The sequence below is a fragment of the Microbacterium sp. GXF6406 genome (assembly GCF_054798215.1).
Window position 1 is genome coordinate 266,427 of sequence record NZ_JBSJZH010000002.1, and the last position, 20,816, is coordinate 287,242.

General features: G+C 67.8%; 17 protein-coding genes, 1 tRNA gene and 2 pseudogenes. 6 read left to right on the plus strand and 14 right to left on the minus strand.

The features are described 5' to 3' along the window. Window positions 1–2: 2 nt before the first annotated feature. Together dnaK and ACWAUG_RS02860 are read right to left on the minus strand one after the other, a co-directional pair. Window positions 3–1,862, minus strand: coding sequence for a molecular chaperone DnaK (gene dnaK, locus ACWAUG_RS02855; RefSeq protein ID WP_460801109.1), 1,860 nt, complete (start codon window positions 1,860–1,862; stop codon window positions 3–5). Between the two features lie 269 nt (window positions 1,863–2,131). Beyond that, a complete protein-coding gene (locus ACWAUG_RS02860; RefSeq protein WP_460801111.1) occupies window positions 2,132–2,590 on the minus strand; it encodes a DUF3817 domain-containing protein in 459 nt (152 codons plus the stop codon). A gap of 140 nt (window positions 2,591–2,730) precedes the next feature. Here ACWAUG_RS02860 and ACWAUG_RS02865 point away from each other — a divergent pair, with 140 nt between their 5' ends. After that, window positions 2,731–4,140, plus strand: coding sequence for an MFS transporter (locus ACWAUG_RS02865; protein ID WP_460801112.1), 1,410 nt, complete (start codon window positions 2,731–2,733; stop codon window positions 4,138–4,140). A 6-nt stretch (window positions 4,141–4,146) separates the two neighbouring features. Here ACWAUG_RS02865 and ACWAUG_RS02870 read toward each other — a convergent pair whose 3' ends face one another. From ACWAUG_RS02870 to ACWAUG_RS02900, 7 genes are all read right to left on the minus strand, one after another. Further along, window positions 4,147–5,496, minus strand: a complete 1,350-nt coding sequence (locus tag ACWAUG_RS02870; protein WP_460801114.1) for an NtaA/DmoA family FMN-dependent monooxygenase — start codon at window positions 5,494–5,496, stop codon at window positions 4,147–4,149. Window positions 5,497–5,529: 33 nt separating this feature from the next. Next, entirely contained in the window at window positions 5,530–6,369 is an 840-nt protein-coding gene (locus tag ACWAUG_RS02875) for an ABC transporter ATP-binding protein (RefSeq protein WP_460801115.1), read from the minus strand. Further along, window positions 6,362–7,186, minus strand: a complete 825-nt coding sequence (locus ACWAUG_RS02880) for an ABC transporter ATP-binding protein (protein ID WP_460801117.1) — start codon at window positions 7,184–7,186, stop codon at window positions 6,362–6,364. The genes ACWAUG_RS02875 and ACWAUG_RS02880 overlap by 8 nt, the downstream gene beginning before the upstream one ends. Further along, a complete protein-coding gene (locus tag ACWAUG_RS02885; RefSeq protein ID WP_460801118.1) occupies window positions 7,183–8,097 on the minus strand; it encodes an ABC transporter permease in 915 nt (304 codons plus the stop codon). The genes ACWAUG_RS02880 and ACWAUG_RS02885 overlap by 4 nt, the downstream gene beginning before the upstream one ends. Before the next feature lies 1 nt (window position 8,098). Then, window positions 8,099–9,070 carry an ABC transporter permease gene (locus ACWAUG_RS02890; protein ID WP_460801120.1) on the minus strand — a complete coding sequence of 324 codons (972 nt, stop codon included), beginning with the start codon at window positions 9,068–9,070 and terminating at the stop codon, window positions 8,099–8,101. Further along, window positions 9,067–10,587, minus strand: coding sequence for an ABC transporter substrate-binding protein (locus ACWAUG_RS02895; protein WP_460801121.1), 1,521 nt, complete (start codon window positions 10,585–10,587; stop codon window positions 9,067–9,069). Before ACWAUG_RS02895 ends, ACWAUG_RS02890 begins: the two co-directional genes overlap by 4 nt. Before the next feature lie 120 nt (window positions 10,588–10,707). Next, the gene (locus ACWAUG_RS02900; RefSeq protein ID WP_460801123.1) at window positions 10,708–12,252 is read right to left on the minus strand and encodes an ABC transporter substrate-binding protein; all 1,545 of its coding nucleotides are present in this window, start codon (window positions 12,250–12,252) and stop codon (window positions 10,708–10,710) included. 190 nt (window positions 12,253–12,442) lie between these two features. On the opposite strand from ACWAUG_RS02900, the gene ACWAUG_RS02905 reads away from it, so the two are divergent. Both ACWAUG_RS02905 and ACWAUG_RS02910 read left to right on the plus strand, forming a co-directional pair. Next, entirely contained in the window at window positions 12,443–13,423 is a 981-nt protein-coding gene (locus tag ACWAUG_RS02905) for an LLM class flavin-dependent oxidoreductase (protein WP_460801125.1), read from the plus strand. A 486-nt stretch (window positions 13,424–13,909) separates the two neighbouring features. Beyond that, window positions 13,910–14,308 (plus strand): annotated as a pseudogene (locus tag ACWAUG_RS02910) (MFS transporter); the annotation flags it as partial. A 6-nt stretch (window positions 14,309–14,314) separates the two neighbouring features. Here ACWAUG_RS02910 and ACWAUG_RS02915 read toward each other — a convergent pair. Genes ACWAUG_RS02915 through dcd form a run of 4 tightly spaced genes read right to left on the minus strand, consistent with a single transcriptional unit; the run spans window position 14,315 to window position 16,374 of the window. Continuing rightward, a complete protein-coding gene (locus ACWAUG_RS02915) occupies window positions 14,315–14,827 on the minus strand; it encodes a MarR family winged helix-turn-helix transcriptional regulator (RefSeq protein WP_298040910.1) in 513 nt (170 codons plus the stop codon). A 43-nt stretch (window positions 14,828–14,870) separates the two neighbouring features. Further along, on the minus strand, window positions 14,871–15,248 hold the full coding sequence (locus ACWAUG_RS02920) for a hypothetical protein (protein ID WP_460801127.1): 378 nt from the start codon (window positions 15,246–15,248) through the stop codon (window positions 14,871–14,873). Between the two features lie 24 nt (window positions 15,249–15,272). After that, window positions 15,273–15,737, minus strand: coding sequence for a hypothetical protein (locus ACWAUG_RS02925; protein WP_298040906.1), 465 nt, complete (start codon window positions 15,735–15,737; stop codon window positions 15,273–15,275). A 31-nt stretch (window positions 15,738–15,768) separates the two neighbouring features. Continuing rightward, complete coding sequence (gene dcd, locus ACWAUG_RS02930) at window positions 15,769–16,374, minus strand: dCTP deaminase (protein ID WP_298040904.1); 606 nt, start codon at window positions 16,372–16,374, stop codon at window positions 15,769–15,771. Window positions 16,375–16,518: 144 nt separating this feature from the next. Between dcd and betT the strand changes: the two are divergent. From betT to ACWAUG_RS02945, 3 genes and pseudogenes are all read left to right on the plus strand, one after another. Further along, window positions 16,519–18,759 (plus strand): annotated as a pseudogene (gene betT, locus ACWAUG_RS02935) (choline BCCT transporter BetT). Window positions 18,760–18,812: 53 nt separating this feature from the next. After that, window positions 18,813–20,036 (plus strand): NAD(P)/FAD-dependent oxidoreductase, encoded by a 1,224-nt coding sequence (locus ACWAUG_RS02940; RefSeq protein ID WP_460801130.1) that lies wholly within the window; start codon window positions 18,813–18,815, stop codon window positions 20,034–20,036. A 59-nt stretch (window positions 20,037–20,095) separates the two neighbouring features. After that, window positions 20,096–20,169 (plus strand) — tRNA-Gly (locus tag ACWAUG_RS02945). Between the two features lie 92 nt (window positions 20,170–20,261). Here the strand turns inward: ACWAUG_RS02945 and ACWAUG_RS02950 are convergent. Beyond that, window positions 20,262–20,468: an FCD domain-containing protein gene (locus ACWAUG_RS02950; protein WP_460801132.1), complete on the minus strand. Its 207-nt coding sequence runs from the start codon at window positions 20,466–20,468 to the stop codon at window positions 20,262–20,264. Window positions 20,469–20,816 lie beyond the last annotated feature (348 nt).

Below are 20,816 nucleotides of genomic sequence, written 5' to 3' on the forward strand. Positions count from 1 at the left end.
GATTACTTGCTCTCGTCCTCGTCGTCGATGACCTCGGCGTCGACGACGTCCTCGTCGGAGGATGCGTCGCCCGCGCCCTCGCCGTCGGTCGATGCACCGGCTGCGGCATCTGCCTGCGACTGGGCGTAGATCGCCTCGCCGAGCTTGGACTGCGACTCGTTCAGCTTGTCGAACGCGGTCTTCACGGCGTCTTCGTCTTCGCCGGCGAGTGCCGTCTTCAGAGCGTCGACGTCGGCCTGGACCTCGTCCTTCACCTCGGCGGGGAGCTTGTCCTCGTTCTCCTTGATGAGCTTCTCGATCGAGTACGACAGCGACTCGGCCTGGTTGCGCAGCTCGAGGGCCTCGGCACGCTTCTTGTCCTCGGCCGCGTTCTCCTCGGCCTCGCGGACCATGCGCTCGATGTCTTCCTTCGACAACGAGGAGCCGCCGGTGATGGTCATCGACTGCTCGGTGCCGGTGCCCTTGTCCTTGGCGGACACGTGCACGATGCCGTTGGCGTCGATGTCGAACGTGACCTCGACCTGCGGCACACCGCGGGGAGCCGGGGCGATTCCGGTGAGCTCGAAGGTGCCGAGCGGCTTGTTGTCACGGGTGAACTCGCGCTCGCCCTGGAAGACCTGGATCGCGACGGACGGCTGGTTGTCGTCTGCCGTGGTGAAGGTCTCGCTGCGCTTGGTCGGGATCGCGGTGTTGCGGTCGATGAGCTTGGTCATGCGGCCGCCCTTGGTCTCGATGCCGAGGCTCAGCGGGGTGACGTCGATGAGGAGGACGTCCTTGCGCTCGCCCTTGAGGACGCCGGCTTGCAGGGCGGCGCCGACGGCGACGACCTCGTCCGGGTTGACGCCCTTGTTCGCGTCCTTGCCGGTCTCGCGCTTGACGAGCTCGGCGACGGCCGGCATACGGGTCGATCCACCGACGAGAACGATGTGGTCGATGTCGCTGACCTTGACGTTCGCCTCGCGGATGACGTCTTCGAAGGGCTTCTTCGTGCGGTCGAGGAGGTCCTTGGTGAGATCCTCGAACTTCGCGCGGGTGATGGTCTCGGAGAGCGAGACGGGGCCCGACTCGGTCAGCGACAGGTACGGGAGGTTGATACTCGTCGAGGTCGACGAGGACAGCTCGCGCTTGGCCTGCTCAGCGGCTTCCTTCAGGCGCTGCAGGGCGATCTTGTCACCGGAGACGTCGACGCCGGTGGTCTCCTTGAACTGCTTGATCAGGTGGTCGACGAGGCGCTGGTCCCAGTCGTCGCCGCCGAGGCGGTTGTCACCGGAGGTGGCGCGCACCTGGATGGTGGAGAAGTCGTCGTCCTTGCCCACTTCGAGCAGCGAGACGTCGAAGGTTCCGCCACCGAGGTCGAAGACGAGGATGAGCTCGTCCTCCTGGCCCTTGTCGAGGCCGTAGGCGAGGGCTGCGGCGGTGGGCTCGTTGATGATGCGCAGGACGTTGAGGCCCGCGATCTCACCGGCCTCCTTCGTGGCCTGACGCTCGGCGTCGTTGAAGTAGGCGGGGACCGTGATGACGGCGTCGGTGACGGTGTCGCCCAGGTAGGACTCGGCGTCGCGCTTGAGCTTCATGAGGATGCGCGCGGAGATCTCCTGCGGCGTCCACTTCTTGCCGTCGACGTCGAAGGACCAGTCCGTTCCGATGTGACGCTTGACGGATGCGACGGTGCGGTCGACGTTCGCGACGGCCTGGCGCTTCGCGGTCTCGCCGACGAGCACCTCGCCGTCCTTCGTGAATGCGACCACCGAGGGGGTCGTGCGGAAGCCCTCGGCGTTGGCGATGACCTTCGGCTCGCCACCCTCGAGGACGCTGACGACGGAGTTCGTCGTACCGAGGTCGATTCCAACAGCACGTGCCATGTGTTTCTCCTTCTAGTTGAAGTTCGTAATTATCGTTTGTGAAAACCTGGGGCGGATCAGTAAACCTGAGCCGCGATGACTCAACTGTATAACGGCGCGTCAACCCTGTCAAGAGAACTTGATACGAAGCGGCTCAACTTTTGGTGTCACCTAGGCTGTGCGCATGAACAGGACGCGAACTCCTCGACTGCCCGGGCGGCGACTTCGAGTCGACGGTCGCCGAGGTGATCGATAAGAGCCCGATCATGGTGCAGTGATCGAGGAACCGGTCAGCGGCCAGGCGGGCCGACCAGCAGCAGGATGACGTAGAGCGCGACGACCGCGATGGCGATGACGGTGACGAGCAGTCCGGCTCGGCGCAGCGACCAGCGCATCGCACGGTCGTACCAGGTGCGGTCCCGCGGGTGATCGCTCTCCTCGAGGCGCCAGTCTCCGCGCAGGCGTCCGCTGCGGTGCAGCCAGATCTCGGTGGGGATCGTCGCGAAGGGCACGACGGCACTGCCGATGGCGAGCGCCGCGACGCCGATCTTCCAACGCTGATTGAGGGCCACGAGGATCGCGGTGGCTCCGTAGGCGAGGAACACGAAGCCATGGATGCCGCCGCCGATCGTGACGGCCAGGGCGGGCCCTCCGACGGCGCGGGTGATGAGCCCGGCGATCAGGAATGTCCAGGTGATGGCTTCGGCGATCGCGAGCATTCGGTACAGGCGGGCGGGCGTGCGGAACATCGTGCTCCTTGTCGACGGGGTCTCCCCCACCGTACGTGACGCACCTATGGGCACCCCGGGCCGCTCGCAGGGGCTCTGGTTATCCACACGACGGGCGCGCCGCCACCCGCCGTTCACCCGTTGACGCCAGACTTCGAAGCATGAGCGCGCCGGATGGTTCCCCGACCCCGCAACCCGAGGCGACCGCGAACAGCGGCGCTGTGGGCGTGATCGGGCTCGATCTGCGCGGCGAGACGCCTGCGCCGAAGAAGCAGGTCTATTCGTGGGCGCTGTGGGACTGGGCGACACAGCCCTTCAATACGGTGATCCTCACGTTCATCTTCACCGCGCTGTACTTGACGACGGATGCGTTCCTGCCGGCGGAGATCGCCGCGCTCGACCCGGACGATCCGGCGCACAAGGCCGCCGAGGCGGGCCTCGCTTCAGGGCTGGGGTTGGGGTCGACGATCGCGGCGTTCGCGATTCTGCTGCTCGCCCCGGTTCTCGGCCAGCGTGCGGACGCCGCGGGGCGCCAGAAGCTGTGGCTGGGAATCGGTACGGGCGCGCTGATCCTGTGCATGTTCGGCCTGTGGTTCGTCGAGCCGGAGCCGATGCTGTTCTGGGTGGGCGTTGCTCTGATCTCAGCCGGATCAGTGTTCGGGGAGATCGCCGCGGTGAACTCCAATGCGATGCTCATCGGCATCGCGAATCCGAAGACGGTGGGCAAGATCTCGGGGCTCGGCTGGGGCTTCGGCTATATCGGCGGCGTGGTCGCGCTGGTCATCGTCATCGTCTTCTATGCGATGGACTGGTTCGGAATCGCCGATGAGGGCGGCCTGCCGTTCCGCCTGATCGCGGTGGGGTGCGCGATCTGGGCGATCGTTTTCAGCATCCCGATCTTCTTGAATGTTCCCGAGCCGTCGATGGGACGCCCCGAGCGCAAGGTCGGATTCTTCGCTTCTTATGGCCTGCTCGTCAAGGACGTCGTCGGCCTGTACCGATCACCGGAGACGCGCCCGACGTTCTGGTTCCTGCTCTCGAGCGCGGTGTTCCGCGACGGACTGGGCGGCATCTTCGCCTTCGGTGCGATCATCGCCGGCCAGGTGTTCGGGTTCAAGTTCTTGGAGCTGGCGATCTTCGGCATCGCCGCGAACCTCATCGCGGGTGTCTCGACGATCCTCGCCGGACGTCTCGACGACCGCTTCGGTCCGAAGAACATCATTCTTTTCGCGCTGGGAGCGATGGTCGTCGCGGGTCTGGCCGTGTTCTTCCTGGTGGATGCCGGGGCCCTGGTGTTCTGGATCGGCGGACTGCTGCTGTGCGCCTTCGTGGGACCCGCGCAGGCCGCGGCCCGTTCGTTCCTCGCCCGGGTGACGCCCGCCGGCCGCGAGGGCGAGATCTTCGGCCTCTACGCGACGACCGGTCGCGCGGCCAGCTGGATGGCATCCGGCGCCTGGACGCTGCTGATCGTTCTCACCGCCGACACCGCATACGGCATCCTCGGCATCATCCTCGTTCTGCTCGCCGGGTTCTTCCTGCTGCTGCCGGTGAAGGCGAAGCCGGTGGGCTGATCGCGATCAGACGCTCAGAGCGGCCTCCGCTCTCGACGCCGCGTACCGGTTCTCCGGCACGGCGAGACCGAGGTTTCCTCGCAGTGTGTCGGATTCGTACTCCGTACGGAACAGGCCTCGCTCCTGAAGGATCGGCAGGACGGTGCCGGTGAACACGTCGAGGTCATCGGGTGTGCGCGTGCGCAGGTTCAGGCCGTCGGCGGCCCGCCCGAGGAACCATTCCTGAATGGCGTCCGCCACGGTCTCAGGTGACCCGACGAACGGAGACGGGCGATACTCGGTGAACGCCTCGACGGTCTCGCGCAACGAGAGCTTCTCCGCGGCGGCCCGCTCGATGATGTCGCGCGAACGGGTGCGACCTCCGTTCTCGGCCAGTTCCCCCACATCGGGGAATGGAGCATCCAGGTCATGCTGCGAGAAATCGTAGGCGCCGAACGCCCGCCCGAAAGCCCCGAGCTTGCGGTCGAAATCGTTGTCCGCCTCGTAGATCTCGCGGGCAAGACGCTGCGCCTCGGCATCCGTTGAAGCGATCACCGGCGTCGCACCGACGAGGATCACGAGATCGTCCCACGTGCGTCCGTGCTGCGCGAGGCGCCCCTTGACGTCCGCGTAGTAGGCGCGGGCCGACTGGAGATCCTCGCCTGGCGCATAGATGCCTTCGGCTACCGCACCGGCGAGGGCCTTGCCCTCCTCGGAGATGCCCGCCTGGAAGATCACTGGCTGACCCTGCGGAGAACGCGAGAGGTTCAGCGGACCATCGACACGGAAGTGCTCGCCACGGTGATGCAGTGCATGGAGCTTGGTGGGGTCGAGGAACAGATCGTTCTCGACGTCGGCGACGAAGGCGTCATCCTCATAGGAGTCCCACAGTCCGCGCACGACCTCGACGGCCTCGAGCGCCCTGCCGTATCTCGTCGAGTAGTCGAGGTGATCCTCGAGCCCGTAGTTCCGCGACGTGCCGGTGTCGAAGCTCGTCACCACGTTCCAAGCGGCGCGACCGTGGCTGATGTGATCGAGCGAACCGAAGCGCCGAGCCAGGTTGAACGGCGAGTTGTACGTCGAGCTCGCCGTTCCGATGAGACCGAGGTGTTTCGTGTGCGTTGCGATCGCCGAGAGCAGGGTGAGCGGCTCGAGCCGATTGAGGTAGTGCGCTGGATAGGTCGCGTTGATGAACTGGCTGTCGACGATGAACAGCGCATCGAGCAGCGCAGCCTCCGCCTGGCGAGCACGGGCGATGTACCAGTCGATGTCGATCGAGGCGTTCTTCGGGATGCGGTCGTCTTTCCAGAGCCCGTGCTGGCCAGGCCCTCCGACGCCGTAAACGCTGAGGGCGATCTTGAGCTTGCGGTCGGTCATTTCTCTCCTCGGTTTGCGATGTGTGCGTGCGTTTCAGAGCGTCGTGGTTTCGTCGAGCAGACGCCTGAGGTGCGCCCGTTCGGCGCGGTCGATCGCACCGCCGTGCAGGCTGGGCGCCGATCCGACGAGCAGACGGGTGTACGGATGCCTCGGCTCACGCACCACGTCGATGGTCGGTCGGTCCTCGACGATGCGCCCGTCGTGGAGCACGAGCACGCGGTCGGTGACGCCGGCGACCGAGCCGAGGTCGTGCGAGATGAACAGCAGGGCGGTACCGGCGGCGCGCAGCTCGTTCAGCACCTCGAGCACGCCGACCCGGTTGGCGGCGTCGAGCGCGCTGACGGGCTCGTCGAGCACGAGCACCCGCGGCTCCGTGGCGAGGGCACGGGCCAGCAGCACGCGCTGACGCTGACCGCCGGAGAGCTCGCCGGGGAACCGGTCGAGCAGGACCGGGTCCAGGCACACCTGTTCGAGCCGGAAGCGGATGCGGTCGCAGATCTGCTCGGCGGTGAAGCGCTGCTGCAGCTGGAGGGGCTCTGCGAGCGACTGGCGGATGGTGCGCTCGGGGTCGAGGGCGCGCAGCGGGTCCTGGAAGACATACTGGATCGCGCCGCGGCGCCGGAAGGCCCGCCACTGCGCGTCTCCGAAGCGGGTGACCTCGTCGGCCCCGATGCGCACGTCACCGGATGCCGCGGGCACGAGCCCGACAAGGGCGCGGGCGAGCGTGGACTTGCCGCTGCCGGTCTCGCCGATCACGCCGACGGACTCCCCCGGCGCGACCTCGAACGAGACCCCGCGGATGACGTCGGCGCGGTGCCGGCCGCGACCGTAACCGATGTGCAGGTCGTGCACCGCGATCGCCGCTTCAGACACCGGGGACCACCTCCGCCGTGCGGTAGCGGTCGAGGCCGTAGGTGCTGTGCTCGTCGATGAGAAGACGGGTGTACTCGTGCTCGGGGGCGAAGAGGATGCGCTCGGTCGGGCCCTGCTCGACGACGGCGCCGTCGCGCAGCACGAGCACGTCGTCGCAGATCTGGGCGACGACGGCGAGGTCGTGCGAGACGACGACGAGGGCGAGGTCGTGACTGGCGGTGAGGTCGGTGAGCAGGTCGAGCACATCGGCCTGCACGGTGACGTCGAGCGCCGTGGTGACCTCATCGGCGATGAGCAGCTTCGGCTCGAGCGAGATCGCCGATGCGATGAGGACGCGCTGCAGCATCCCTCCGGAGAGCTCGTGCGGGTAGCTGCGGAAGACCTTCGCGGGCTCGCGCAGCCGCACATCGACGAGCAGCTCGAGCACGCGGGTCTTCGCCTGGCGCCGGGTGAGCCCGCCGCGCACCCGCAGCGGCTCGGCCAGCTGCGGCCCGATGCGCAGCGAGGGGTTCAGGTATGAGCCCGGGTCCTGGAAGACGGCGGTGATGCCGGCCCCGCGGACCTGCTGCCAGTCACGGTCGGTGAAGCCGGCGATGTCTCTGCCGAAGAGTTCGATCCGGCCGCCGGATATCTCGAAGAGCCGCGGCAGGATGCCGAGCACTGCCCGGCAGGTCAGCGTCTTGCCGCTGCCGGACTCGCCGACGATGCCGGTGACGCGGCCGGGGTGCAATTCGAGGCTGACGCCGTGCACGATCTCCTCGCCGGTGTGGCGGTGGGCGATGCGCACGTCGTCGAGGCGCAGGATGCTGTCGCTCACGGTGTGCTCCTTCCGATGGTCTGCAGACGTGCTTCGGCGCTGGTGCCGCGACGTGCGGATTTGGCGGCGCGGGCGGCGTCGCGGTCGGCGAGCAGCGCGCGGCCGGACTCGCCGGCGACGTCGCGGATGACGTCGGCGAGCAGGTTGAACGCCCAGACCGTGAGCATGATGAGCACGGTGGTGAAGACGGGCGCGTAGGGGCGGTAGTCGAGGTATCCGAGGTCGCTGGCGAGCACGCCGCCCCAGGACGGCGCGGGCGGCTGGATGCCGATGCCGAGGAAGGTCAGGGTTGAGACGACCACGAATCCGACGCCGAGGGTGTTCGCGGTGGCGATGGCGATGGGCGGCAGCACCTTGGCGAACACGTGGGTGCGCACGATCCACCAGGTGCGGGCGCCGGCGAGCACGGCCGCCTCGACGTACTGCGAGCCGGCGACCGAGAGGGTCGCGGCGCGGGCGACGCGGTAGAACAGCGGCGAGACCATGATGCCGACGGTGAACATCGCCTGCGGGATGCCGTTGCCCAGCAGCGCGGTCGCGGCGACCGCGAAAACGAGGAACGGCAGGGCGATGAGCGTGTCGACGAAGCGGAGCGTGAACCATTCGAAGACGCGGCCGAGGTAGACCGAGAGGATGCCGGGGATCGCGCCGACGAACAGCGCGATGACCGCCACCTGCACGGCGCCGAAGACGCTGATGGTGGATCCGGCGAGGATGCGGCTGAGCACGTCGCGGCCGAGGTAGTCGGTGCCGAGCCAGTGCGCGGCCGAGGGGTGCGCGAGCAGGTCGTCGGTGCCGGTGAGCGGATTGTACGGGGCGAGGGCGGGGCCGAGCACCGCGAGCATGAGGATGAAGGCGAGGAAGGCGACCGCGAAGCGGCCGGAAGGCAGGCGCAGGATGCGTCGGATCATCTCAGACTCCTCTCGAGGCTGCGGGGTTCAGCCGCACGAGCAGCAGGTTGACGATGAGGTTGAAGACGACGACGAGCAGGATGGCCACGACGAGCACGCCCTGCACCGCCGGCACGTCACCGCGGGCGGCGGAGTCGGCAGCGAACTTGCCGAAGCCGGCGAGCCCGAAGATGGCTTCGGTGACGACGGCGCCGCCGAGCAGGGCGGGGAATTTCATGCCGAGCACGGTGAGCGCGGGGCCGGAGCCGTTGCGCAGCACGTGCCCGAAGAAGATGCGCTGCGGGCCGAGGCCGCGCATGAGCGCCCCGGTGACGTAGTTCTCGCGGCCGGCTTGGATGAGCCCGACGCGCATCTGCCTGGCGAGGTCGGCGACGGTGTCGAGGCTGAGGGCGATGGCGGGCAGCCAGAGGTGCCAGAGCCAGCCCGAGACGCCGCCGCGGGCGATGGGCACGTAGCCGGCCGAGGGGAACCAGCCGAGCCCGACGGCGAGCACCGCGACGAGTGCGATGCCGACGACGAAGGCGGGCATGACCGAGATGAGGGTCGTGAACCCGGTGATCGCACGGTCGAGCGGGCTCGTCGGGAACGCCGCGGCGAGCGCGCCGAGCCCGAATCCGAAGACGATGCCGATGGTGAGGGCGAGGCCGGCGACCGAGAGGCTGATGGCGGCTCGGGAGGCCAGGAGCCCGGCGATGCTCGCGCCGTTGTACCAGCTCTCGCCGAGGTCTCCGCGGAGGATGCCGGCGAACCAGTCGGCGTACTGCACGAGGAAGGGCCGGTCGAGTCCCCAGGCGTGCTCGAGGGCGGCGACCTGCTCGGGCGTTGCCGATTCGCCGAGCTGCAGGTAGGCGGGGCTGAGTCCGCTCAGGCCCTGCAGCGCGAAGGTGATGAATGTCGCGAAGACGAACACCGTGACGAACACGACGATCGTGTGCGCGGCGACCCGCGCGGTCGCGGTGAGGTGCGCGTTCATTCGATCGTCACGCCGGTGAGGCTGATCTGGCCGGGGATCGGCTGCACGTCGGAGACCCGGGGCGACTTCACGATGAACATGGGCGGTCCGTGGGTGAAGATGAGTGCTTCGCTCTGCAACCCGGCGCGGGTGGCGGCCTGCAGGTTGGCGGCGTAGTCGGGGTCGTCGAGCGGCGTCTCGCGGGCGATCTGCACGGCCTCGGCGAACCCGTCGGGCTCGGTGGGCGACGAGAGGTTCAGGGGGCCGTCGGGGCCGAAGTGCGCGGTGAGCGTCTGCACGGGCGATTCGCGTCCGGTGGTGCTGTAGGTCGCGAAAGCGAGGTCCTTCGCGAAGAACGGCGTGTACCAGTCGGCGGCGACGGTGATGTTCGCTGTGACCCCGATGGCGGCCAGTTGCGACTGCACGATCTCGTTCGCCGCGGTGTCGGCCGAGACCACGAGGTCGACCACGAGGTCGCCGGTCCCGTATCCGGCATCCGCGAGGATCTCGATGGCGAGCTCCGGGTCGTACGGCCAGAGGTCGGCCGATTCGGGGTCGTAGCCGATCGATCCCTCGGGGAAAGGCTGCGTGGTCGTGTAGCCGAAGCCGAAGGTGGCCTTCTCGACGAACTCGTCGCGATCGATCGCGTGGCGGATCGCTTCGACGACGGCCGGGTCGTCGAAGGGGGCTTTGTTGGTGTTCAGGCTGATGTTCGCCGCGTAGAGCACCGGGTGCTGCACGACGTCCAGTCCGCCGTCGACCGCGGCGCGGTACTGGGAGGGGTCGAGGCCATAGGCGAAGTCGTAGACGCCGGTCTCGATCGAGGCGACGAGCGTCGACGGTGCGGGGGCGGTGGCCAGCTCGAGCCGGTCGATGTGGATGTTCTCGGCATCCCAGTAGTCGTCGTTCTTCTCGAAGGTGATGTGCGATTCGGGCACGTACTCGACGACGGTGAAGGGCCCGGCGCCGACCGGCCACTGGTCGAGGCGGGCGGGGTCCTGGGCGGCGAGCGGGCTGGTGATCTGCGCGGTGCGCTTGCCGAGCAGCAGCGGGATCTGGTGGTCGACCTGGTTCAGGTGCACGGTGACGTCGAGCTCGCTGTCGGCGGTGACCGAGTCGATCGAGGTGAGGTCGCCGAACAGCGCGGAGTTCTCCTGCGTCTTCGCGCGTTCGATGTAGCTCTTCACCGCTTCCGCGTTCAGCGGCTCGCCGTCCTGGAAGACGAGCCCCTCGCGCAGGTGGAAGGTTACCGCGGTGCCGGTCTCGTCGTAGTCCCAGCTCTCGGCGAGGCCGGGCACCGCGTCGCCGTTCTCGTCGATCTCGGTGAGCGAGGCGTAGGCGAGGGCGGTGAGGTTGAAGTCGAACCCGCTGCCCTGCACCACCGGGTCCCAGTGGGCGGGCAGCTTCACGGCCCAGCGCAGCACGCTCTCGTGGTCGGATGCCGCACCGGCGCCGGCTGCGGAGCATCCGGCGAGCGCCATCGAGCCGACGAGCAGGATCGCTGCTGCCGTGCGGGTTCGGTGGGTGCTGCGGTTCATGATCGGATCCGTTCTGCCGGGGTGCGGGGTGCTGGTAATCCTGCGCCGATGCGTCGCCGTGTTCGAGGGGTCGTGTTACAAACCTTCTGCGGACGTCACACGGCGACACATCTGCGGGGCTCATTCGTCGATCCGCACGCCCTTCCAGTTCAGCTGTCCCTGGATGGTCGGCAGGTCCGAGACGGTCGGGCTCTTGGCGTAGAACGCGGGCAGCGTGTACAGGTGCACGGTCGGCGAGGTCTCGACGCCGGCTCGGGTGGCTGCCTGCAGCAGCTCGGTGTACTCCGGCGAGTCGAGGGGCGTCTCGCGGATCCTCTTCAGCGCCGCGGCGAACTCTTCAGAGACGTAGGGGGATGCGAGGTTGAGCACGCCGTCGGTGTCGTAGTTCGCGGTGAGCGCCTGCACGTGCGAGTCGCGGCCGAAGTACGTGTACAGCGACAGCGCGGTCTGCTTGCCGAAGTAGCCGACGGCCCAGTTCGGATCGAGGCGCAGGGTGACGTCGATGCCGACATCGGCGAGCTGCTGCTGCAGGATCTCGGCGACCGGGTCGTCCTGGCGGAGCGTGAGCTCGAGCTGCAGGTCGCCGTCGGCGTAGCCGGCGTCGGCGAGGATGCTGCGGGCGAGGTCGGGGTCGTAGGGCCAGACGTCCTCCGACTGCTCGTCGTAGGCGATGTATCCGGGCGGGAAGGGCTGGTCGACGGCCCTGCCGTAGCCGAGGGTGCCCTTCTGCACGATCTCGTCTCGGTCGACGGCGTGCTTGATCGCCTCGACGACGGCCGGATCGTCGAAGGGGGCGATGTTCGTGTTGATGCTCAGGAAGTGCACGAACCAGGCGTACTCGTCGCCGAACCAGACGTCGAGTCCGGCGTTCTGGGCCTCCTGCACGAATGGCGCGTCGATGAAGGCGAAGTTGTAGACGCCGGTCTGCACGGCTTTCACGACGGTCGAGGCGTCGATGCCGAACTCGATTTCGATGCGGTCGATGTGGATGCTGTCGGCGTCCCAGTAGTCGTCGAACTTCTCGAGCACGATCCTGCTCTCGGGGATCAGCTCGACGACCCGGAACGGCCCGGCGCCGACGGGTGCGGTGACGTTCAGCGCCGATGGGTCTTCCTCCGCGGCGACGGCGCTGGTGATGAGCGCACCGCGCACGCTGAGCAGGTATGGGATCTGGTAGTCGACCTGGGTGAGGTGGACGGTGAGGGTGAGCTCGTCGTCGACGGTGACGTGGTCGATGGTGGCGTAGTCGCCGGCGAGGGCCGATCCGGTCTGGGTCTTGGCGCGCTCGATGAACTTCTGCACCGCTTCGGCGTTGACCGGGGTGCCGTCGTGGAACACCGCGTCCTCGCGCAGTCGGAAGGTCACGGCCGTGCCGGTCTCGTCGTACTCCCAGCTCTCGGCGAGGCCCGGTGCCAGGTCGCCGTTCTCGTCGATCGAGACGAGCGACTCGTAGATCGGGGTGAGGAAGCGGGTGCTCGCGGTGCTTCCGGTCACCACCGGGTCCCAGTTCGCGAACGCCTGCGGCACGCCCCAGCGCAGCACGCTCTCGCCCTCGTCGGCGTTCGAGACGCCGGGCGCGCATCCGGTGAGTACAAGCGCGGCGGATGCCACGAGCGCGATCACGATGCGCGAGAGCGCGCGGCCTGGTCGTTGCAGGAGGGACATGGTGCTCCGTTCGGTCTGCTGCGGCGGGCGCCGCTGTTCGGCGAGCTTCCCGGAGCATCCCGGGGCCCGGAGCGGGAGCCGAAATCTGCCGTCACATGGATTCACCGGATGACATACGCCGCGGCATCCGCTCTTGCACGCCTAGCGTCGACCTCACGCTGCGCCGCTCCGGCGCGAGAGAGGACTCGAGATGACGACTGCCGGACTGTTCCTGATCCCTCCGGTCATCCGCACACCGGATGCCGGTTACCCGGCCGTGATCGATGCGGCCGAGCGGGCGGAGCTCGCCGGCTTCGACGCGGTGTGGCTGGCCGAGGGCCGCCTCTCGGCGAACGGGCTGCCGGCAGCCCTCGCGTTCCTTGCGGCGCTCGCGCAGCGCACGGCACGGGTGCGCCTGGGCACCGCGGTGCTCACCCCGGCGTTCGAGCATCCTGTCCGGCTGGCCGAGCTCGCCGGCGTCGTCGATGCGCTCAGCGGCGGGCGCCTCGAGCTCGGGCTCGGCAAGAGCAATCCGGGCGGCGTCTCGGCGGCGGCCTTCGCCGCGTTCGCGCTCGACGAGGGCGCGCGCGACGAGCTGCATGCGAACGCGGTCGTCGCACTGCGGGCCGCACTTCGGGGCACAGCTGCGGGGCGCCGGCTCCCGTTGCATCCGCGTGTGCCGACGCTGCCCGACCGCATCTGGCAGGCGACCGGGCAGATCGAATCCGCCGGTGCCATCGGGCGCGACGGCGACGGCCTGCTGCTGCACCGCAAGGCGGCGGGCACGGATACCGGGGCCGCCCAGGTGCCGCTCATCGATGCCTATATCGACGCGCTCCCAATGAACGCCCAGCCGCGCATCGCCGTTTCGAGGGTCGTGCTGCCCTGGCACGACCGGGATGCCGCGGTCGATCTCGTGCGCAGATACCGGCAGGAGCGCCCCGAGCACTTCGGTCATCTCCGCGGCGACGGCGACCTCGCGAAGCAGCTCGAGAATGCGAACATCGCGTTCGGCACGGCCGAGGAGGTCGCCGAGACACTCAGACGGGATGCCGCTGTGCAGCGCTCCACGAGCGTGCTCTACAGCGTGCCGCTGCCCTTCGACTCCCCCGAGTTCGCGGCCGCGCTGTGCACGATCGTCGATGAGGTGCACCCGGGGATCGTGGCGAGGAGCGTCCTCGCGAACGCTTGATATCGAGCGTGTCACGTTTCCTTCCGCCGGAGCATTCCGACACATACAATTGTGGGAATTCTCGACCCCAGATCTCCAGGTGAACGTGTCGTGCGACAACGGCTTCGCAGGAGCCGAGCGCTCAGGCTCGTCCGGTTCCTCCCCCGTTTCGTTTCCTCCGCTCTGGGAACGCAGCACCGGCACGGCCAGCGGCCCGTTCAATCGACAGACTCATCATCCACTCTCTCGCCTGCAGGGACGGATAACCGTTGAAGATCATGGTCAGCGCGACTGCGCCGGCCAAGAAGCGCTCACCACCTGATAAGCGGTCCCCCTGCGTACCGTCCAAGGCATTGCACGACTGGAGGGCGCGAGAGCATCTTCAGCGGCTCGCAATGCTCGTCGATCGACAGCGTGCTGGGTTCGCCGTTGAGCTTCGTCGCGGGCTGGATGTTCCTGGAGCACCATCGCACCGGGAAGGCCCATTGTGCCCCGACCGCACGGATCACGATTCTCGCCGGACGCCTCGATGACCGTTTCGGCCCGAAGAACATCATCCTGTTCGCGCTGGGAGCGATGGTCGTCGCGGGTCTGGCCGTGTTCTTCCTGGTGGATGCCGGGGCCCTGGTGTTCTGGATCGGCGGACTGCTGCTGTGCGCCTTCGTGGGACCCGCGCAGGCCGCGGCCCGTTCGTTCCTCGCCCGGGTGACGCCCGCCGGCCGCGAGGGCGAGATCTTCGGCCTCTACGCGACGACCGGTCGCGCGGCCAGCTGGATGGCATCCGGCGCCTGGACGCTGCTGATCGTTCTCACCGCCGACACCGCATACGGCATCCTCGGCATCATCCTCGTTCTGCTCGCCGGGTTCTTCCTGCTGCTGCCGGTGAAGGCGAAGCCGGTCGGCTAAGGCGGCTCAGCCGCCCCAGCTGTCGGCGAGCTTGTCGAGCAGGCGCGCGAGTTCGCGCGCCTCGTCGTCGGTGAAGTTCTCGAGAGCCTGCGTGAGCGCTTCGCGACGCTGACCGCGCATTCCGCGCGCCGTCGCACGCCCCTCGTCGGTGAGCGCGATGCGGGTACGGCGCGCATCATCGGGATCGGCCTCGCGCTGCACGAGCCCCCGCTCGACGCCCTGCTGCACGAGACGAGAGGCTCGCGGCTGGTCGACGCCGATGGCTTCTCCGAGCGCACCGACGCTGAGCGGTTCGGACGCCGTCGACAGGACATCGAGCATCCGTATCCAGGCAGGCCCTCCGAAGCGTCCGCCGGGACCGCCATGGTGCCCTCCGGTCTTATCCCCGCGCTCCCGGTCGCGGCCGCGCCCGTGGGGGCCGCCATGGCCGCGACCGTGCGGTCCGGGGCCGCGGCGTCCGCGCAATCGGGACAGTGCGCGGGCGATGCTCTCAGCGGGGTCGGGGCTCTCGGCGGTCACACTCGAATTTTACATGTGACTTGACATGCATCAAACATACATGTCACACTACATGTACATGCAAAGTTACAAACAAAAGGAATTCTCGATGAACACCCCTGATGAAACTCAGACCTCCCGCCCCTTCAGCCACGGACGCCGCCGCCACGAGCACGGCCAGCCCCATCAGCACCGAACCGGCCACCGCCACGAGCAGCACCGAAGCCATGACCACGCGCACAGCTGCGAGCACGGCAACCACGCACGCGGCTTCGGCCACCGCCACGGACACGGCCACCACCCCTCCCGCTCGTTCAAGCGCGACTTCGAGCGCGCCTACGAACGCGCCTTCGCCCGCGGATTCGAACGCGGATTCACACGCGGCCGCGCTATCTGATGGCACAACGTACGACACGCACAACAGGGACGGATGCTCCAGCATCCGTCCCTTCGTCGTTCTCAGCCGTCAGGCCGATACAGCCAGAAAAACCATGAGGCCGATCGCTCCCACGAACAGCGCTCCCAGCCCGCCGAAGATCACCACGCCCCACACGCGATAGCTCTCCGTGCCACCGACTTCCACTCCTCCGCCTGACGGCAGGTCGATGTGCCGGACCACCGGCGCCCCCGGATCGGGAATCGCACGCGCTCGCACAGCGGGCGATGCGAGCGCTTCCTCTGAACGGCGCCTCGAGGCCGAACGGCGCGTGGTCGGCGCCGCGACATCGGCGATGGCATCCGCCACATCGCCGAACTCGGGGGCCGGCGGGATGACCGGGGCCGCTGCGAACGGCTCCTGCGCATCAGGCGTCGGCGATGACGCAGCGAAGTCCGGCGGCGCAGGGACCTCGAAGGACGGCACGGCCTGCTCCGCCGCCGTCAGACCGGCGGCAGCACTCTCGGGCTCCGGCTCAGGCAGGTGCTCGCTCATGCCTCCACCCTACGGAGCCGAGCGGCGCACGTCAGCCGCCGACTGACCCCGCATCCAGCATGCCGACGTCGGTGCGGTGGAAATTCTGGAAAGAGCGGGATGCCGTCGGCCCCCGCTGCCCCTGATAACGGTTGCCGTACGGACCCGAGCCGTAGGAGTTCTCCGCCGGTGACGTGAGGCGGAAGAAGCACAGCTGCCCGATCTTCATCCCCGGCCAGAGTTTGATCGGCAGCGTCGCAACATTCGCGAGCTCCAGCGTCACGTGACCCGAGAACCCGGGGTCGATGAACCCGGCCGTCGAATGCGTGATGAGGCCGAGGCGCCCGAGAGAGCTCTTGCCCTCCAGGCGCGCGGCGATGTCGTCCGCGAGCGAGACCTGCTCGAACGTCGACCCCAGCGCGAACTCCCCCGGGTGCAGGATGAACGGCTCATCCGGCTTCACCTCGATGAGGCGCGTCAGCTCGGGCTGCTCCTCGGACGGGTCGATATAGGGGTACTTGTGATTGTCGAAAAGACGGAAGTACCGATCCAGCCGCACATCGATGCTCGAGGGCTGAACCATCTCCGGCTCATGCGGATCGAGGCCGATCCGGCCGGCGGCGAGTTCTGCTCTGATATCGCGGTCGCTGAGAAGCACGACTACAGCCTAGAGGCTCGCCGCAGAACGATCAGGCGGCGTAGGGTTGCCGTCGAAGCCGGCCGCACGACCGGCGGTCGTGAAGGGAGCCCCATGCCGGATTCTGAGGACGCCCCCGAGGCAACGGACGCAGCACGGCGCGGCATGGTCGAGCGCGCCCGCTTCGGAGCCGGCCCGCGCAAGTCCTCCCCGGACGATGCCGATCGGGCCCCCGTCTCGAGCACCGAACTGCGCGACCGCGGCCCCTCCGGAGTGGCACGGTCGCTGAAACCGCGTGTGAACTGGCGCGTCTTCATCACGGCATCCGTCGTCGTCATCGCCTTCTCGGTGTGGGCGATGATCATGCCGGACTCGGCCGCGGCGACCATGCAGGACGTCGTCGGCTGGATCGCCACGAACCTCGGCTGGTTCTACGTACTCACCGCCACCCTGGTGATCCTGTTCGTGCTCTGGGTGGCGTTCTCCCGCGAGGGAAGCGTGCGCCTCGGCCCCGACCACTCGCGCCCGCAGTACGGCCTGTTCACCTGGGTGGCGATGCTCTTCGCCGCGGGCGTCGGCATCGACATGCTCTTCTTCTCGGTGACCGGCCCGGTATCGTAATACATCGCACCACCATCGGTGGCCCCGGAATCGCGCGAAGCCGCGCAGGACGCCGTCGTCTGGACCATGTTCCACTACGGCGTCGCCGGATGGGCCATGTACGCCCTCCTCGGCATGGCGATGGGCTACTTCGCCTACCGCTGGAACATGCCGTTGTCGATCCGCGCCGCGCTGTACCCTCTGCTCGGACGACGCGTGCGTGGAGTGCTCGGCGACACGATCGACGTCTTCACACTCGTCGGAACCGTGTTCGGCGTCGCCACCTCGATGGGAATCGGCGTGGTGCTTCTGAACGTCGGCTTCTCGTGGATCTTCGGCCTCCCCGAGGGCCTCGCCCTGCAGATCGCGCTCGTCGCCGTCTCGGTGGTCATGACGGTCGCCGCCTGCGTCTCGGGGGTGGACAAGGGCATCCGCGTCATCTCCGAGCTGAATCTGTGGGCAGCCGGCGCGATGATCCTCTACATTCTCGTCAGCGGCCAGACCGCGTTCCTGCTCAACGCGATGGTCGAGAACATCGGCCGTTTCATCTTCACCCTGCCCGAACGCACGCTGCAGACCTTCGGCTACGTCGAGGGCGGATCGGAGTGGATGGCCGGCTGGACCCTCTTCTTCTGGGCGTTCTGGCTGGCGTGGGGACCCTTCGTCGGCCTGTTCCTCGCCCGCATCTCGCGCGGCCGCACCCTGCGCGAGTTCGTCATCGCCGCGGTCACCGCGCCCGTGCTGTGCGACTTCTTCATCGTCAGCATCTTCGGCAACTCGGCACTGCACCGGGTCCTCAACGGTGATGAGGAGTTCGCGGCGCTCGCGATCGCGCAACCCGAGCACGGCTGGTACGAGCTGCTCGCGTCCTTCCCGGGCGCGGCCTTCCTCATCGGCCTGGCGACCCTGTCGGCGCTGCTGTTCTACCTCACCAGCGCCAACTCCGGCGCGATGGTCATGTCGAACTTCTCCTCCTCCATCCCCGACCCCGCGCAGGACGGCAGCCGGTGGCTGCGCATCTACTGGGCTCTGCTGACCGCCGTGCTCACGATCGCGATGCTCATCGCCGGCGGTGTGACGACCATGGAGTACGCGACGCTGATCTTCGCCCTGCCGGTCACGATCATCGCCTACCTCGTGATGGCTTCCTTCTCGAAGGTGCTGCGCATGGAGCGAGCCGACCGCGAAGGACGCGTGCTGCGACATCGCCGGGTGGCGGTCGACGGCGGGCAGACGCCCGAGAAGAACTGGCGCCAGCGCCTGGCTCGCCTGCGATCGTATCCGTCGAAGGATGCCGTGCGCCGCTTCGCCGACGACGTCGTGCGGCCGGCGTTGAACGACGTCACCGCGGAGTTCACCGAGCTCGGTTACGACGCCTCCCTCGTCACCGAGCCCGACCTCGACACCGGCGTAGCCGCGCACCTGCTCACCGTGAAGATCGACGAAGGAGAGCGCGACTTCGTCTACCGCGTCGCCGGAGTCATCACGCCGGTGCCCCTGTTCGGCAGCCGCGGCATGACCCAGGGCAGCGACGTCTACCTGCGGCTCGAAGTCTTCACGCAGACGGGCTCCGCCGGCTACGACGTCGTCGGCCTCACCCGGACGCAGCTCATCGAGGACGTCCTCGACCGCTACGAGGCGCACATCGCGTTCCTGAACTACTCGGCCGAGCACGACTACGACTCGCTGCTCACGCCGATCCGCCCACCGCAGGCGACGGATGCGACGCCGGATGCCGTGGACCCGGCGCCCTCGGACGCGGAGGGCGATGCGCAGTCGACGGATCGCCCGAAGCAACCTGAATGACCGAGCGGAACTCTGTCATTCTGGAACCATCCAACTGATGTCGGGAGGGTGCAATGGTGCAGTCGATCGTGGTCGGAGCCGGAATGGTCGGTCTCGCGACCGCCTGGCACCTGCAGGAGCGGGGAGTCGAGGTGACGGTGCTCGATCGCGCCGGCGTCGCGGCGGGGTCGTCATGGGGCAACGCCGGGTGGTTGACGCCCGGTAAGGCGATCCCCCTGGCAGACCCGACCCTGTGGACATACGGCCCGAAAGCCCTGATGGATCCGGATGCTGCGCTGCACGTTCCGTTCCGGGTGGATGCCGCGCTCTGGAGCTTCCTCGCCCGATTCGCCTCTCACGGAACGCACCGGGCGTGGGACCGCACGATGGCCGCCCTCACCCCCATCGACAAGATCGCCCTCTCAGCGTTCGACGAGCTCCTCGACGGCGGCGTCGACTCCTGGACCCGTGAGGGACCGTTCGTGATCGGCTTCGCGGATGCCGCGCACTCGAAAGGGTTCCTCAACGAGATCGCCGGCGTCATCCGACACGGACAGGACGTTCCCTTCGAACGCCTCGACGACCCCGCGTCACTGGCCCCGGCGCTGTCGGATGCCGTGAAGGTCGTCTACCGCCTCGAAGGGCAGCGGTTCATCGAACCGGCGCCCTTCGTCGAAGCACTCGCCGCGTCGTTCGTGGCGCGTGGCGGTGTGCTGCGCACGGATGCGGACGCGGCATCCATCACCGCCGGCGGCCGCCCCGCCGTCCTGCTGACCTCCGGCGAGCGCCTGACCGCTGACTCGATCGTCATCGCGACCGGAGCGTGGCTGCCCCGCCTCGCCCGCCCGCTCGGCGTGCGCACCCGCGTGCAGGCCGGCCGCGGTTACTCCTTCACCGTCGCGACCGACGAACCCGCCGAGCATCCGATCTACTTGCCGTTCCAACGCCTGGCTATGACCCCCTATCAGGGACGATTGCGCATCGCCGGGACCATGGAGTTCCGCGGACCCGACGAGCCTTTCCAAGCCCGACGCGTGCAAGCCATCATCAATCAGTCGCGCAAGCTGCTGCGCGGTGTCGACATCGAGAACCGACAGGACGAATGGGTCGGCTCGCGTCCCGTCACCCCCGACGGCCTGCCCCTCGCCGGCGAAACGCGCGCCCCCGGAGTCTTCGTCGCCGGCGGACACGGCATGTGGGGCATCGTGCTCGGCCCAGCCACAGGCAAACTCCTCGCCGAACAGATCACGACCGGCACGATGCCCGCCGAGCTGCGCCCCTTCGACCCGCTGCGGTGAGCCGTGCGTCAGCCGTCGAGGCCGTCCACCCTTTTGCTATGCTGGCGGAGCACCATTTCGGGGCTGTAGTTCAATGGTAGAACTTCTGCTTCCCAAGCAGACAGCGCGGGTTCGATTCCCGTCAGCCCCTCCACCTGTGAGTTCTCAAGCTAGGTGAGACTTTCTCACTTCAGATGAGACTGAAGCGGTCTCCAGCAGGCCGCGGGAGACGTGCTGATCTGTATGTCAGCGCACGTTCAGCGCTTCAACCAGGCGCTCCTCAGCGGCGGTCAAGTGGTCGATCAGAAGCCTGGCCGCTGCGTCACCGTCACCCGAAGCAACAGCACGGAGAATGGCCGCGTGCTGGTGCGCGATTGCTGCCGCGTCGATGAGCTGCCGATCCTGGACCTGCGCCATGCACAGTCGGACCTCATCCGCCACGCTGCTGTACATGCGCGATGTACGCGCGCTGCCGAGAGCATCGATCAGTGCCGTATGAAATCGCAGGTCGGAGTAGTGCCCCTTAAGGTGGTGTAGCCCACGGTGGCCGGCTCGTCGCTTACGACGTAAGCGCGGTCACCGTGTGATCCTTCGAGAAGTCTCTAACCTCCACTCGAAAGGCATCATGACTCGCCCCGGTCTGTCCGGAGACAGGATTCCTTGGAAGGATCTGTCGTATGGGACGTCCCAGTAAGTATCCGCGCGAGCTTCGTGAGCGCGCTGTCTGAATCGGCCTGACTTTCGTTCCGTTCTTCAAGCAAGGATGGAAGACGATGAACAGGAAGTATTCACCGGAGATGC

Bases quoted from the DNA above. Each gene is read 5' to 3' on its own strand.
- dnaK (WP_460801109.1), bottom strand. From the start codon at position 1,862: ATGGCACGTGCTGTTGGAATCGACCTCGGTACGACGAACTCCGTCGTC.
- ACWAUG_RS02860 (WP_460801111.1), bottom strand. From the start codon at position 2,590: ATGTTCCGCACGCCCGCCCGCCTGTACCGAATGCTCGCGATCGCCGAA.
- ACWAUG_RS02865 (WP_460801112.1), top strand. From the start codon at position 2,731: ATGAGCGCGCCGGATGGTTCCCCGACCCCGCAACCCGAGGCGACCGCG.
- ACWAUG_RS02870 (WP_460801114.1), bottom strand. From the start codon at position 5,496: ATGACCGACCGCAAGCTCAAGATCGCCCTCAGCGTTTACGGCGTCGGA.
- ACWAUG_RS02885 (WP_460801118.1), bottom strand. From the start codon at position 8,097: ATGATCCGACGCATCCTGCGCCTGCCTTCCGGCCGCTTCGCGGTCGCC.
- ACWAUG_RS02890 (WP_460801120.1), bottom strand. From the start codon at position 9,070: ATGAACGCGCACCTCACCGCGACCGCGCGGGTCGCCGCGCACACGATC.
- ACWAUG_RS02895 (WP_460801121.1), bottom strand. From the start codon at position 10,587: ATGAACCGCAGCACCCACCGAACCCGCACGGCAGCAGCGATCCTGCTC.
- ACWAUG_RS02900 (WP_460801123.1), bottom strand. From the start codon at position 12,252: ATGTCCCTCCTGCAACGACCAGGCCGCGCGCTCTCGCGCATCGTGATC.
- ACWAUG_RS02905 (WP_460801125.1), top strand. From the start codon at position 12,443: ATGACGACTGCCGGACTGTTCCTGATCCCTCCGGTCATCCGCACACCG.
- ACWAUG_RS02920 (WP_460801127.1), bottom strand. From the start codon at position 15,248: ATGCTGGAGCATCCGTCCCTGTTGTGCGTGTCGTACGTTGTGCCATCA.
- ACWAUG_RS02925 (WP_298040906.1), bottom strand. From the start codon at position 15,737: ATGAGCGAGCACCTGCCTGAGCCGGAGCCCGAGAGTGCTGCCGCCGGT.
- ACWAUG_RS02940 (WP_460801130.1), top strand. From the start codon at position 18,813: ATGGTGCAGTCGATCGTGGTCGGAGCCGGAATGGTCGGTCTCGCGACC.
- ACWAUG_RS02950 (WP_460801132.1), bottom strand. From the start codon at position 20,468: ATGTACAGCAGCGTGGCGGATGAGGTCCGACTGTGCATGGCGCAGGTC.